Origin of the sequence: Silvibacterium sp., assembly GCF_047605705.1 — a bacterium.
In the GTDB taxonomy this organism is placed as follows: Bacteria; Acidobacteriota; Terriglobia; order Terriglobales; family Acidobacteriaceae; genus Silvibacterium.
The window spans coordinates 1-14,444 of sequence record NZ_JASGFD010000079.1 but is presented as its reverse complement, the minus strand read 5'-3'; the positions used below and the strand labels follow the sequence as shown (position 1 = coordinate 14,444).

Annotated in this window: 12 protein-coding genes; 6 read left to right on the top strand and 6 right to left on the bottom strand. The window is 63.3% G+C overall.

Features of this window, described 5'->3' with window-relative positions; all coding sequences use genetic code 11:
* The 3 genes from QM649_RS19030 to QM649_RS19020 all read left to right on the top strand — a co-directional run.
* Nucleotides 1–549 (top strand): trans-sulfuration enzyme family protein (locus QM649_RS19030; RefSeq protein WP_415200659.1); only part of this gene is annotated, 549 nt, incomplete at its 5' end.
* A gap of 21 nt (nucleotides 550–570) precedes the next feature.
* Nucleotides 571–1,752, top strand: a complete 1,182-nt coding sequence (locus tag QM649_RS19025; protein WP_415200658.1) for a cystathionine beta-lyase — start codon at nucleotides 571–573, stop codon at nucleotides 1,750–1,752.
* Between the two features lie 819 nt (nucleotides 1,753–2,571).
* A complete protein-coding gene (locus tag QM649_RS19020) occupies nucleotides 2,572–6,000 on the top strand; it encodes a protease pro-enzyme activation domain-containing protein (RefSeq protein ID WP_415200657.1) in 3,429 nt (1,142 codons plus the stop codon).
* Between the two features lie 75 nt (nucleotides 6,001–6,075).
* Here QM649_RS19020 and QM649_RS19015 read toward each other — a convergent pair whose 3' ends face one another.
* Complete coding sequence (locus tag QM649_RS19015) at nucleotides 6,076–7,560, bottom strand: sulfatase (RefSeq protein WP_415200656.1); 1,485 nt, start codon at nucleotides 7,558–7,560, stop codon at nucleotides 6,076–6,078.
* A gap of 59 nt (nucleotides 7,561–7,619) precedes the next feature.
* Entirely contained in the window at nucleotides 7,620–8,411 is a 792-nt protein-coding gene (locus QM649_RS19010; RefSeq protein WP_415200655.1) for a DUF429 domain-containing protein, read from the bottom strand.
* Between the two features lie 94 nt (nucleotides 8,412–8,505).
* Between QM649_RS19010 and QM649_RS19005 the strand changes: the two genes are divergently transcribed.
* On the top strand, nucleotides 8,506–8,916 hold the full coding sequence (locus tag QM649_RS19005) for a DUF6496 domain-containing protein (protein ID WP_415200654.1): 411 nt from the start codon (nucleotides 8,506–8,508) through the stop codon (nucleotides 8,914–8,916).
* 58 nt (nucleotides 8,917–8,974) lie between these two features.
* Here QM649_RS19005 and QM649_RS19000 read toward each other — a convergent pair whose 3' ends face one another.
* From QM649_RS19000 to QM649_RS18990, 3 genes are all read right to left on the bottom strand, one after another.
* Complete coding sequence (locus QM649_RS19000) at nucleotides 8,975–9,289, bottom strand: FmdB family zinc ribbon protein (RefSeq protein WP_415200653.1); 315 nt, start codon at nucleotides 9,287–9,289, stop codon at nucleotides 8,975–8,977.
* 112 nt (nucleotides 9,290–9,401) lie between these two features.
* On the bottom strand, nucleotides 9,402–11,021 hold the full coding sequence (gene serA, locus QM649_RS18995; protein ID WP_415200652.1) for a phosphoglycerate dehydrogenase: 1,620 nt from the start codon (nucleotides 11,019–11,021) through the stop codon (nucleotides 9,402–9,404).
* Nucleotides 11,022–11,088: 67 nt separating this feature from the next.
* Complete coding sequence (locus tag QM649_RS18990) at nucleotides 11,089–12,297, bottom strand: pyridoxal-phosphate-dependent aminotransferase family protein (protein WP_415200651.1); 1,209 nt, start codon at nucleotides 12,295–12,297, stop codon at nucleotides 11,089–11,091.
* Nucleotides 12,298–12,381: 84 nt separating this feature from the next.
* Here QM649_RS18990 and QM649_RS18985 point away from each other — a divergent pair, with 84 nt between their 5' ends.
* Nucleotides 12,382–12,858, top strand: a complete 477-nt coding sequence (locus tag QM649_RS18985; protein WP_415200650.1) for a GatB/YqeY domain-containing protein — start codon at nucleotides 12,382–12,384, stop codon at nucleotides 12,856–12,858.
* Nucleotides 12,859–13,115: 257 nt separating this feature from the next.
* Nucleotides 13,116–13,652 carry a hypothetical protein gene (locus QM649_RS18980; protein WP_415200649.1) on the top strand — a complete coding sequence of 179 codons (537 nt, stop codon included), beginning with the start codon at nucleotides 13,116–13,118 and terminating at the stop codon, nucleotides 13,650–13,652.
* A 15-nt stretch (nucleotides 13,653–13,667) separates the two neighbouring features.
* Here QM649_RS18980 and QM649_RS18975 read toward each other — a convergent pair.
* A partial coding sequence (locus QM649_RS18975; RefSeq protein ID WP_415200648.1) for a helix-turn-helix transcriptional regulator occupies nucleotides 13,668–14,444 on the bottom strand: 777 nt, incomplete at its 5' end.

Below are 14,444 nucleotides of genomic sequence, written 5' to 3'. Positions count from 1 at the left end.
AACGCCACCCTCGGCGGCTCGCTGGCTACGCATGACGAGGCGCTGACCGAGCGCCTGCGGCTGGTGCGCAAGGTCATCGGCAGCATCCAGGCTCCGTTCGACTCCTGGATGGCGCTGCAGGGCATGAAGACGCTGCCTGCGCGCCTGGCGATGCACTGCGAACACGCGATGAAGGTGGCGCAGTGGCTGGAGAAGCATCCGCGCGTGGTCAAGGTGAACTATCCCGGCCTCGAGTCCTTCCCGCAGCATGAGCTGGCCAAGAAGCAGCAGAAGGCCTTCGGCGGCATGATGTCATTCGAGCTGGATGCGACCCTCGAGGAGACGCATCACTTCATCGAAGCGCTGAAGCTCTGCACCTGCGCGGAGAGCCTGGGCAGCGTGGAGACGCTGGTGACGCATCCTGCGACCGCCTCGCACTGCGACCTGCCAACGGAGCTGCGCAACGAGCTCGGCATCAAGGATCAGCTGGTGCGCCTCTCGGTCGGACTCGAATCGCCAAAGGATCTGATCGCCGATTTCGAACAGGCCTTTCAGGCAATCTTCGGTTAACAGGTTGAGGCTGCATTCACGATGACGAAGATTCCGAACCAGCAGAAGAACTGGCGCTCGCGGCTGATGCATCCCGAGCGCCGCTCGCAATGTACCTTCGAGTCGCTCGCGGTACCCACGCATCGCGGCTCCACTGTTGTCTTCCCTTCGCAGGAAGAGGTGCGCGAGGGCTGGCGGACGCACGCCGAGCAGGCGACCTATGGCATCTACGGCACGCCGACCGCACTCGAACTGGGCGAGCGACTTGCCGAGATCGAAGGCGCGCACCGCACCTTTCTGACGCCGAGCGGCCAGTCGGCAATTGCGCTCGTCTATCTCGCCGTCTGCCACAGCGGCAGCCATGTGCTCGTGCCCTCCACGGCCTACGGACCGAACAAGGATTTCGGCCTCCACATGATGCGCCGCTTCGGCATCACGGCGGAGCTGTACGATCCGCTGATCGGCGAAGGCATCGCGGCGCTGATCCGGCCCGACACGTCGCTGATCTGGTGCGAGAGCCCCGGCTCCATCACGATGGAGATACAGGACGTGCCCGCCCTGGTGAAAGCAGCACGCAGCGCTGGCGTACTGGTCGCAAGCGACAACACCTACTCCGCCGGCGTCTTCTTCGACGCCTTCGCGCACGGCGTCGACATCAGCGTGCAGGCGCTTACGAAGTACGTAGGCGGCCACAGCGACCTGATGCTGGGCTCGGTCTCCGTCCGCGAAGAAAAGACCTGCAACGCGGTTGGCGATGCGCACCGCTCTCTCGGCTACTCGGTCTCTCCGGATGAGTGCAGCCTGGCGCTGCGCGGCCTGCAGACGCTCGCAGTGAGACTCGATGCGATGGAGCAGTCGGCGCTGAAGATCGCGCAGTGGCTCGGCGAACAGACGCAGATCGCCCGCGTGTTGCATCCCGCGCTGCCCTCCTGCGAAGGACACGAGATCTGGAAGCGGGACTTCACCGGCTCGACCAGCGTCTTCTCCGTCATCTTCGACGAGAGCATCTCGCAGGAGCAAGTGAACCGCTTAGTGAACAGCCTCACGCTTTACAAGATCGGCTGGAGCTGGGGCGGCACGGTGAGCCTGGTGATGGCCTATCCCGGCCTGCACCGGCCGCGCTACGGCAAAGGCAACGTGGTTCGCTTTCACATCGGACTCGAAGACACGAATGACCTCATCGCCGACCTAAAAAGTGCGTTTTCGAAGAGCGAGCTTCTGTAGGCCGATTCTTATAGAGCATGAGTGATAGGGCCCCATCTCTCAGCATCGTGAGATGGGGCTTTCTGCTTTTGCTCTCGCTAACCCTGTCATTCCAATCGGAGCGAAGCGCAGTGGAGGAACCTGCGGTTCTACTGTTTACAACGGAACAAAACCGGGTGCCCCGCCCAAGCTTTGCTTGGCGGGAGGTACGAACTCTCGCGTGCTCCCTCAATCCACTGAGGCTTTCGGCTAACACCGCCTTCTCGCTAGTTTGGACAGAACCTCAGGTTCCTCCACTGCGCGGCCTGCAGCCGCTCCGGTCGGAAGGACAGATCGTTTTTCTAAGATTTGATATCCCACCGTCCGCGCCCTGCGAACCCACGTCTCAAAAATGAGACGTGGGGTACCCGCATCCTCATGCCATGGAGAGAACTCCGACCCATCCCGTGCGGCCCGATGCGTAAATCGGGAGGCGATCTTTCATCCCGCGGACGCGACGCGCGGTATGGCCAAAGCGCTCGAAAAAGTTCGTTGACAGGCTCGGGGTGAGGTGTAAAGATTCCGCCACGGTGGAATCGTTACCACCGCGTTTTCCCCCGTACCCCACAGACCGGTACATCCCGGCGCCCGCCCTGCGGCCAGCTCTCCTTTGCGCTGGCGCGTTCGATCTCGCATGGCCTGATTTCACCTCTGCACTCCTGCTGACTGCCCCTGACTCTGCCCGCAGTGAACGATTGTGAACGTGAAACGGAGATACGAGTTATGCGTGGTTTGCCCCCGAGAGGCCTTTGGCTCAGGTTCGCCCTCCCCACACTTGCAGCATGTGTGACGATTCCATGTTTGTCGACTTCCATTGCCGCGGCGCAGCGCGTGCAATTGCCCAGGAACTTCACCGCGCCGTCGGACGCGGCCGCATCCGCACAGACCATGGCCGCCAACCAGAGCCTGGGGCTGACGATTTCCCTTCCGCTCCGCAACAAGCAGGAGCTCATCACGCTGCTCCAGCAGCAGCAGGACCCGACCAGCGCGCAATACAAGAAATTCCTGACGCCGGCTGAGTTCGAGGCCCGCTTCAGCCCCACGCAGGCGGACTACAACAAGCTCATCGCCTATGTGAAGGCACAGGGCATGACGGTGACGCACACGCACACCAATCGCCTGGTGTTGAACGTGACCGCGCCGGTCTCCTCGGTGAACAAAACCTTCGGCGTAACGATGCGCACCTACAAGCATCCGACCGAAAACCGCACCTTCTTCGCGCCGAGCACCGAGCCGACGATCGATGCGAGTGAGCCGATCGTGGACGTGCATGGCCTGACGAACTACGAGCTCCCGCATAACTATCTCGTGAAGGCGACCGGCAGCCATGCGGCCACGGCCAACACCACCGGCTCGGGCACAGGCGGATCGTTCCTGGGCAGCGACATGCGCGCCGCGTATGCAGGCGATGTCTCGCTCGACGGCACCGGACAGGCGGTGGGCCTCGTCGAACTCGGGCCCTACAACGTGAGCGACGTGAAGAACTACTTCAGCACGACCGGGCAGACGCTGAGCGTGCCGATCTACAACGTGCTGGTGGGCGTGGACGGCGTCTGCTCCGGCCTGCCTTCGACGGGCGGCTGCGATGACGGCGAAGAGGTCATCGACATGGAGCAGGCGATTTCGATGGCGCCCCACCTCTCGGCGCTGATCGTGTACCTGACGAACGGTCCGGACACCGATGCGCAGACGGCCTTCGCGCAGGCGGCCGAGGACGATGTGGCTAAGCAGATCAGTCTGTCCTTCGGCTGGGGCGGCACGCCGGCCACCGAGCCGGGCTATGAGCAGGTCTTCATGGAGTTGCTGGCGCAGGGACAGAATGTCTTCGTCTCCTCGGGCGACGCGGGCGCAGCCGTGGGCACGGTGGGCTACCCCGGCAACAGCACCTACATCACAGCGGTGGGCGGCACGGACCTGACAACGACCGGGCCCGGCGGCGCGTGGGAGTCGGAGTCGGCGTGGGTGGGCAGCGGCGGTGGCTGGAATACGGCGGCGCCGATTGCCAGCTACCAGGTGCCGGTCATCAACTCGGAGAACCAGGGCTCGACAACCTATCGCAACATTCCTGACGTTGCGATGGAAGCCAACACCGACAACTACTACTGCGCGAACGGCAGCTGCACCACGGGCATCGGCGGTACCAGTCTCTCGGCACCGCGCTGGGCCGGCTATCTTGCTCTGGCCAACGAGCAGTCGAACGGTACACCGATCGGCAGCCTGAACCCGACCGTGTATGCGCTGGGGCAGGGATCGACCTACACCACGCTCTTCCACGACATCACCACCGGCAACAACTTCAATTCGAGCAGCCCGGACCTCTTCTCCGCAGTGACCGGCTATGACCTGACGACCGGCTGGGGTACGCCGAACGGGCAGTCGATGCTGAACGTCCTTGGGCCGGCGAACACTACCAGCCCGAACTTCACCATCGCCGCCGGCCAGAGCTCGATTCCGCTGACGCCCGGCGAGTCCGGCTCGACCACGATCACGGTGACACCGACCAACGGCTTTACCGGCGCGGTCACGCTGACGGCGAAGGTCATCGGCGCTCCGACCTACTCGGCGACCGGCGTAACGGCGTCTCTCGCCGCCACGACGATCACCACTTCCGGCTCGACCACGCTGGACGTAGGGACGACGAGCGCGACTCCGGGCGGCAACACGCTGGTGATCGTGACAGGCAGTGCCAACGGCATCACGCAGACCGCCTACGTCTCGCTCGCCCTGCCCGACTACGGAGTGGCGCTGTCTCCGACGACGCTCTACCTCAATCAGCTCAACTACGCGACGTCGAAGGTGACCGCATCGCCTGAGAACGGATTCACCGGCAAGATCAGCTACTCCTACACCGGCACGACGCCTGCGGGCGTGGATGCGGGCTTCCTGCCTTCGGGCAGAAACTCCGACAGCACGACGCTGGCCTTCCTGGCCGGGCCGCTGGCGCTGACCGGCATCAACAATGCCATCTCGGTCACCGCAACCTCGGGCAACGTGACGCAGCAGGTTTCCGGCGCGCTGGAAGTGAGTGCGGCGCTGGGCAACTGGGGCACGGGCACGCCGGTGGACCTGAGCTCGGCGTACAACGTCTACGCGGCATTTACCGACGGCACGACCTTCACCACGCAGGGCGGGCTCGGCGGCTATGCGTACTCGTCGAATCAGCTCTCGACGGCGCGTGTGTTGAACGGCGTGCAGTTTAAATTCGGCAAGGCGAATACGGAGAATGGCGTATCCGGCGCAGGACAGGCCGTCACGCTGCCCAAGGGCAAGTTCTCCACGCTGCAGCTGCTGGCCACCGGCATCGACGGCAACCAGGCCAACCAGGCGCTGACCGTGACTTACACCGACGGCACCACGCAGAGCTACACGCAGAGCTTCAGCGACTGGTTTTCGCCAGCCAGCAATCTCGGCGAAGGCGAGGCCGTGGCGACGCAGTATCGCAACGAGGAGAACGGCACCGAAGGCTCGGGGCAGTTCAACCTCTACAGCTATGCCCTGCTGCTGAATCCAGACAAGGAAGTGAAGAGCCTGACTCTTCCCAACAACTCGGACGTGATCGTGCTGGCGGCGACCCTGGTGAGCCCGAACCTGGGCACGCAGGTGGACCTCTCAGGCGCCTACAACGCGACCGGCATCTACACCGACGGCACCACGTTTGACGGCTCGGCAGGACTCGACGCAGGCGGTACGGCCTACTCGGCGAACCTGCTCGGCGATACGACCTCGTCGAAGGGCTTCGTCGCCAACGGCATCGAATACACCATCGCACCGGCCAACCAGCCGAACGTGGTGTACGGTACGGGCACCGCGATTGCGCTGCCGAGCGGCCGGTACGACCAGATCCGCATCCTGGGTACGGGCGTGCAGGGCGACCAGACAGCGCAGACGGTGACGATCACCTACACGGACGGCACCAAGGCGAAGAAGACGCTCACCAAGACGCTGACACAGAGCTTCAGCGACTGGTACACGCCTGCCCACTACCAGAACGAGTCAGAGGTTGCGGCGCTGGCCTATCGCGATAACTACGATGGCTCGCAGGACGACCAGACCTTCAACCTCTACCAGTACGTTCTGCCGCTCGACAGCTCGAAGACGATCCAGTCGATTGCGCTGCCGAACGACCGCTACGTGGTAGCGCTGGCGATCACGCTTGTGAAGAGCGAGCTGAACCTGGCCTCACCGCAGTCGAACCCCTGGGGCGGCGGCTGGAACCACCAGGGCTGGTAAACCAACCGCACTGCAAAACAAAATCCCGCGGAGGCTTCAGGCCTTCGCGGGATTTTTCATGTGCGCGTGAAATCTTTACACCGACTGCGGGCGCGTCGGCACCTCCTTCTGCAAAGCTTCGAGGCGCGCGAGCAGATGCTGCTGCAGGGCCGCACTCTCAGGACGTCCGTAAAGGTTCGTCGTCTCCCCGGGATCGTTCTGCAGATCGTAGAGCTCGAACTCCTGTGGGTCCATCACGTAGTGGATAAGCTTGTAACGCTCGGTGCGGATGCCGCGATGGGGGCGCACAGCCTCGGGATTCGGCCACTCGAAGTATTCGTAAAGCCACTCGCGGCGGAACCCGGGATCGGCAGCCTTCGCGAGCGGCAGCACGCTCTTGCCCTGCATGTGCGCGGGAACGGGCAGGCCGGCGAGATCGAGGAAGGTCGGCGCAAGATCGATATCGAGCACCTGCTCGGCACGTACCGTACCCGCTGGGATGCGCGAGGGATAGCGGATCATGAGCGGCACGCGGATCGAGGGCTCATGCATGAGGCGCTTATCGAAGAGACGGAACTCGCCGAGGAAGTATCCGTGATCGGAGGTCTGCACGATAGCCGTCTCGTCGAGGATATTTTTCTTTTCGAGCCATGTGAAGATGCGGCCGATGTTGTCATCGACGGCGACGAGGCCTGCGTAGTAGTCCTTCACGATGCCTTCATGTGAGCCGCAGGCGACATGCGTAGTGGTGGTGCCGATCTTGTTCTCCGCATCGACGAAGCCCTTCGGCTTGCCGGGATACCCCTTGAGATCATCGTCAAACGTGGCAGGCTTCTCGACTGGCGTATCGCGATAGAGATCGAAGTGGCGGCGTGCGCGGAAGAACGGCTCATGCGGCGCGACGAACCAGACGAGCAGGCAGAATGGTTTGTCGCCGCGATCTTCGTCTAGCCACGCGAGGGCGCGATCCACGGTGAGGTCATCCGGATAGACGCCCTTGTATTGCTTCTCTTCGCCTACCTTGCCCTTGCGGCCTTCCTTGAAGAACGGATTCGCATAGTCGTTTGCAGGGTTGTTGTGGCCGAAGTAGTAGTCCCAGTAGCGATCTTCGACACCGTTGCGCACATGCACCTTGCCGAGGATGGCGACCTCGTATCCTGCTTCGCGCAGCAGGTCGGTAAAGAGCGGGATATCGCTGGGCAGCGGAACGTTCGGGCCGTTGTTGTCGAGCGCGCCGCTGGTGCGCGAATAGAGACCAGTGAGCGCGGTGGCGCGGGCCGGCGCACAGAGCGCGTTCGTGCAGAAGGCATTCTCGAAGCGGATGCCCTCATGGCCGATGCGGTCATGGTTCGGCGTCTTCAGGATGGAGTTGCCGGCGATCGAGAGCGCATCGGCACGCTGGCCCTCGCCGAGAAAGAAGACGAGGTTCGGGCGCTTCTTATTCTGTGCGGGCGAGGCAAAGGCGGAAAGGCTTCCGGCGGCGAGCGTGGCTCCCGCGGCGGCAAGTGTGCCCTGCAGGAATTCACGGCGGGTGGCGGAGTTGGAGGCAGACGACGGAGCAGCTTCGTTCGGTTTCGACACAGTTCTATCTCCCGTGCAACGAGTAACAGATCTCGCGATGAAATGCGAATGGCTGCGGCTTACACCGCAATCTGCATGCGCAGCCCGCGCGGGTCGCGCTCTGTCTCCGATGGAAGCAGCTGCGCCTCGCCGCGATGCCAGCGAAGCGCGGACCACGCTGCAATCACGGCATCGAGAAGATCGTCGGGCTGCGCGCCGCGGTAGGTACCCGTGACGGTGTTGCGCTCGGGGATGGCTATATGCGGAAAGAGGCGTTCGAGGATGGCGCGGCGTTCGGCATAACCTTCGGCAGTACGCTTGGCGTGGGCAAGCTGGGTGCCGGAGGCGGTGAGGAAGCTCAGCTCTGGATGGGCTTCAATCACACGACGCTGTAACTGCGGAGTGAGAAGCACATCAAGTTCGACGATCCTCGGCAGCAGGTGAAAGGTCTGCAGAGAGATCTTCTTCCCACAGCGATTGAAGGAGTGCTCACACGCACGGACATACTGCTTCTGTTTGTCACCGTCGAGGTTACAGAATGTCAGCAGGCTCCTGTCCGGCGCAGGAAAGATACTCGATCCGCGCGGGCCGAGCAGGCGACGGGCCTCGCGGTCGCAGGCGCGCGGAGCAAAGTCTTCGCGCAGGCCGATGGGCATGTCCACCGCGATGGCCTGCGCGGAAGCATGATGCGCAAGCAGCGTGGTGAAGTCCGGGAAGACAGCGAAGCTGAGGCTGCGCGCATCGAGCGAGAGCGCGGCGGCGATCCAGCCCGTGCGGCAGCCATCGACACCGAGAACATACTTCCTGCTGTGAAACGCAGCCATCGTTGTTGTCATCATCGCCGCAAGCATGGGGAGAGAGGAAGCGCACACGTTACTCCCTTCACGCAACCCGGCGGCATGGACACGCTATCCCATGGCTGGGGTCGATTTCGCAACTGCCTTCGGCCTCAAAGGGAGAATTGATATGGCAACCAAGAAAAAGGCAACGAAGAAGGCTGCAAAGAAATCCGCTGCGAAGAAGAGCGCAATCAAAAAGTCTGTGGTCAAGAAAAGCGCTGTTAAGAAGAGTGCCGCGAAGAAATCGGCGGGGAAAAAGTCCGCCGTAAAGAAAGCCACCGCCAAGAAGGCGGTAAAGAAGACCACAGCAAAGAAAGCGGCGAAGAAGACCACAGGCAAAAAGACAGCTGCAAAGAAGAGCACGCGCAAGTACGGTGCGGGTGCTTCGAGGTCGGTCGAGCGCGAGATCAAGGCGCTGAAGCAGGGGAAGCTGAAGTCCGGCCGGAGCGGCAAGAAGGTCACGAGCCGCAAGCAGGCCATCGCTATTGGGCTCTCCGAAGCGCGGAAGGAAGGCGATAAGGTTCCCGCGCAGTCGTAAAGATGCGTGCTTTCCCACCCAGGCCTAGCCTGGGTGGGGCGCCCTCAGTCCTTGCGGACTATTCGCTCTTGCTGGAAGAGCCGGTGCTGCTCGCAGGCGCGCTGGGCGCAGCCTTGCTTTCCGTCGAGGACGACGAGGATGATTCCGATGAGCCAGCCGAGGCAGACGACGCACTGGGCTTGGCCGAGGCGCTCTTGCCGGCGTAGTCGGTGACGTACCAGCCCGAGCCCTTGAACTGCACGGCGGGCGCGGAGATGAGGCGTTCGACCAGCCCCTGGCAGACCGGGCATTCGGTCAGCGGTTCGGCGCTGAAGCTCTGGATTTTTTCGAACTGATGGCCGCACTTGGTGCAGCGGTATTCGTAGAGAGGCACGTGCGGGACTCCAATAGTTTGCGCTTGTCGCGTTTACGCTTGCGGGGCCTGCTGTGCTGCGCAGGCCCCGCATTTCTATTCTACTGATTTGCGCAAAAACGACGCGCCGGGCCTATTCCGCGGCGGCGAGCTGCAACTTCTCACCCAGGCTGGCGACGCGGACCTCGGCAATGGCCTCGACCTTGCGCAGGGCGCGCACGGCGGCTTCGTCGAGATAACCATCCACCTGGATGACGGCGAGCGCGGTGCCCTCAGGAACTGCACGGCCATGGCTGGCGCGACCGAGCGCGAAGTTCGCGATGTTGGTCTGGAAGTCGCCGAGGATGGTGCCGACGCGGCCGATAACACCGGGGACGTCCTGGTTGCGCAGCACCAGCAGCGTGCCCTCAAGGGGAGCCTCCACGTCGATGCCGTTCAGGTTGAGCAGGCGCGCCGAGGTGCCGTGGAGCACGGTGCCGCTGGCATGCACGTCACCCGAGCGCGTGTGCACGGTGAGCTTGAGCACGTTGCCTGCGCCGCCCGAGGCCGTGGCCTTCTTCTCTTCCGAGACGCGGATGCCGCGCTCTTCCGCAACTGCGGCGGCATTGATGCTGTTCACACCTTCGCTGTGGCCGAGCAGGCCTTCGATCGCGCTGTTGCGGATAAGGTCGGTCTTGCCTTCGCTGATGCGGCCGTTATACGCAATGCGCACGCTCTCGAGCGTACCGTCGGCAAAGTGCGAGAGAAAAGTACCGAGGCGATCGGCCAGCGTGATGTAGGGCGCGAGCTCCTGGTATTCCTCATGCGTGAGCGAGGGCATGTTCACGGCATTCTGCACCACGCCATTCTTCAGGTACTCGCGGGTCTGCATCGCAATCTGAATGCCGACCGCCTCCTGCGCCTCGTTCGTGGAACCGGCGATGTGCGGCGTGAGGATGGCATTCTCAATCTCGAAGAACAGCGAATCCTTCAGCGGCTCCTTGTGGAAGACATCGAGGGCAGCGCCGCCGACGTGGCCGCTCTTGAGGGCTTCGGCGAGATCGTTTTCGACAATCAGCTCACCGCGGGCGCAGTTGACGATGCGCACGCCCTTCTTCATCGTTGCGAGCGTCTTCTCGTTGATGATGCCGGCGGTCTGCGGCGTGAGACCGACGTGCAGCGAAAGGTAGTCGGCATCGCGGAAGAGCTCTTCGACCGAGACCAGCGTGATGGCATTCTCACGCGCGACAGCGGCGGAGACGAAGGGGTCGTGCCCGATGATCTCCATGCCGAAGCTGCGGGCGCGGCGTGCGACCTCGAGGCCGATGCGGCCGAGGCCGAGGATGCCAAGCTTCTTATTGCGCAGCTCGACGCCCTGCAGCGACTTCTTCTCCCACTTGCCGGCGTGCATGGTGGCATTCGCCTTGGGGATCTGGCGCGCAAGCGCGATCATCAGGCCGAGGGTCAGCTCGGCGACGGCGATGGCGTTCGCACCGGGGGTGTTCATCACCACGATGCCGCGGCGGGTAGCGGCGTCGGCATCGATGTTGTCCACGCCGACACCGGCACGGCCGATCACGCGCAGTTTGGGCGCGGAGGCGAGCAGCGCATCATCCACTTGCACGGCGGAGCGGACGACAAGGCCGTCAGCGTCGGCGAGCTCGGCGGGGAGGCCGTCCTTGATCTGGTCGTGGGTGACGATCTTCCAATCCGGCTCGCTCTGGAAGACAGCGAGGGTGGCCGGGGAAACTTTCTCGGCGAGAACGATCTTCATTTCTGCTCCTGTGATTCGGAAAAACAAAGCGCCCGTATAAAGGGCGCCCATAAAAACGCAGGCGCCCTTAGCGGGCGCCTACCGGTTCTGCTTCCTGCTTCGCGGTTGTCGCTTCCACGTACGCCTTCTGCGCGGCGGCCACGGCCTGTCCGAACTGGAAGCCCGGAATCTTCAGCGTGTTCACGGCGATCTGCTCGAGCGCTCCGATGATGGCGATGGTGTCCATGTAATCGAAGAAGCCGATGTGGGCGATGCGGAAGATCTGGCCCTTCATCTCGCCCTGGCCGTTGGTGATGACGACGGCAAAGCGGCTCTTGAGCTCCTTGACGAAGACACCGGAGTCGACGCCCTCGGGCGGCAGCACGGCGGTGGCCGCGGCAGCCGGAGCCGAAGGCGCGAAGAGCTTCAGGCCCAGGGCCTGGACCGCGGCGCGGGTCATGGCGGCGCAGGTCTCGGCATTGTCGACCAGGGCCTTGCGGCCGGCGGCGAGATCGCCTCCGCCCTGCGCGGCGATGTAGTCGAGCGCGGCGCCAAGCGCGGCAATCAGCGCAACCGCCGGCGTGTACGAGCTCTCGCCCTTTTGCGCGTTCTTGCGTTCCTTGCGCAGGTCAAAGTAGTAGCGCGGATTCTTCGACGTCTCGGTCGCAGCCCAGGCCTTGTCGCTGAGCGACAGGTAAGCGAGGCCCGGAGGAATCATCACGGCCTTCTGCGAGCCGCCGATGATGACGTCGATCCCGGAGCCATCGACATCGAAGTGCGTGGTGCCAAGGCCGGTGATGGCGTCGACCACGAGCAGCGCATCGCTGCCGACTTCCTTGATGAGCTTCGCAATGCCTTCCACGTCGTGGCGGACGCCGGTCGAGGACTCGGTGGCCTGCACATAAATGGCCTTGGTCTCGGGCTTGATGCGGGCCTTCACGTCGGCGAGCGAGAAGGTCTCGCCGTTGGGCGCGGTCAGCGTGTCGACCACGCAGCCGAAGGCCTTGGTGATCGCGGTCCAGCGCTCGCCGAACTTACCAGCCGAGAGCACGAGGACGTGATCGCCGGGCGAGGTCAGGTTCGAGACCGAAGCTTCCATCGCGCCCGTACCGGAAGAGGCGAGCAGCAGCACGTCATTCTTGGTGCCGACGAAGGCCTTCAGCTGCTCCAGAACACGCTGATACAGCGCGCGGAACTCGGCGGTCCGGTGGTGAATGTCGGCAGCGGCCATGGCGAACTGCGCGGCAGGAAGAAGAGGAGTCGGACCAGGAGTAAAGAGGCGCGTTTTGCGAATCATCTCGGGTTTTCCTTTGCCCCTGATTGTACTGAGGCCGCGCCGGGGCCGCTTTGTTCATATAATGGGGAGTTTGGACAGGTGAAAATGAGCACTTCCGGCATTACCCAGCAGATCGAGAAAGACGTCATTGCCTCCATGAAGGCGCGCGACAGTGAGCGCGTTTCCACGCTGCGCATGGTGAAGACCGCCATCAAGAACAAGGAAATCGAGAAGCGGGCTCCGCTCGAAGACAGCGAAGTGCTGCAGGTGCTGACCACGCTGATCAAGCAGCGCAAGGAATCGATCGACCAGTTCACCAAGGGCAACCGCCCGGAACTCGCGGCCAAGGAAGCCGAGGAGATCACGGTGATCGAGGCCTACATGCCGAAGGCCGCGGGCGAAGAGGAGATCCGCGCGCTGGTGACTGAGACGCTGGCCGAGATGGCCGCCTCGGGCGACGAGCTGGGCCCGAAGCAGATGGGCCTGGCGATGAAGGCCGTACAGGCGAAGATTCAGCAAAAGGGCCTGCGCGCCGATGGCAAGCAGGTGAGCGAGATCGTAAAGAACACGCTGTCGAAATAGCCACTGCGCGTGGCGCGAATCGCCTGGTGGAACAAGGCGCGAAGATCCCTCGATCTTCGCGCCTTTCTCTTTGCAGAAATGCGCTGACATCGCGCAAGGCCTGATGCAGAATGGGTCCACCGCATTCTTCCGGGGAGACCTCGCCTTTGCTCGATGTACATCCACCCCATGAGCCGGTCCTGAACTGGCGCGACTTTTTGATTCACCTGTTCACCATCACCATCGGGTTGCTGATCGCGGTCGGGATCGAAGGCTGAGTGGAGTGGCGCGAACATCAGCACCTGGCGCATGAGGCCGCCGCGAGCATGACCAGCGAGATTCGCAGCAATGCGAAGGACCTGCAGGGGATTCGCGATGGCATCCGGCAGGAACAGGTCGTGCTCAAGAACGGTGTGGGCATCCTGCAACAGGTAGTGAAGACCGGGAAGCTCCCACACGGCAATCTGAGTGTGAATTTCAATATCACCGATCTCGACGAGGTGAGCTGGAAGACCGCCCAAACGACCGGTACGCTGGCCTATATGCCGTACTCGCAGGCGCAGGAGCTGTCGAGTATCTACATCACGCAGGATGAGTTGAAAGAGTCGGAGCACCAGGCGGCGCGGGACGCCATCGTCAGCCTGAGCTCGATTGTCCTCATGAAAGACGGCTCCGAGGACATGGACCCGGGCGAGGCGAAAACGATGATCGGCCATCTCGGGGTGCTGCAGGGGCAGCTGCTGCTGGTGGATGCCTTCGCCAAGTCTCTGAGCGAGGAATACAGCAAATACCTCGCGGCACACCCGGAAAGCTGAGTCCGCCCAAGGGTCTCAGGATTGCAGGCCGGGTGGGAGAGCCGGGATCAGGGCGATCATCCGCACCAGCTCCGCCTGCCGCCTGGCCCCGGTCTTCGCGAGGATGCGCTTCACGTGGAAGCGCGTGGTTTCGAGAGTGATTCCCGAGCGATGGCAGATTTCCCTGATCTCGAGCCCCGCTCCCAGCAGGTCCGCGATGCGCGCTTCCGCCGGCGTGAGCCCGTACAGGGAGCGTAGAGCTTCCGCCTTCGACAGGGGCCTTACCGCCGGGCCGCTGACGTAAACGAGTGCGGCGAGCAGGCCTGAATAGCCCGGCAGAGGCAGCCGGACGGGGGTGACCGCCAGCCGGAGTGCATGTTCCTCCGAGTGGCCTTCGAGCAGCATCCAGCCTCCTGCCGCGATGCCCGCGCCGGCGCCTGTCGCAACCGCCCCGGCCAGCATGCCCTGCAGGCCGCGATCCCGCACGGGATCCACCGCCGCCAGCCAGCCCTGCTCCAGGCGGAGCACATGCCCGGCCCGCACGATCTCCTCCGCCATGCGGTTGCAGAGGATGACGCGCCCGGCCCGGTCCAGCCCGAAGACGGCATGACCGAAGGCGTCCAGGGCTCGCTCCATGGCCTGCGCCTTCGCATCCGCCCGGGAGAACTTCAGGTGCAGGTTCAGCGCCCGCTGCAGATGCGGAAAGAGAACCTCGTAGACCCGCCCCTGCTTCTCTTCAAACGGCCCCTTCGCTTTCGGCCGCTGGCAGCTGATGTAGGCAGCCGGCATCTCCTGCAGGGGGATCTTGATCCC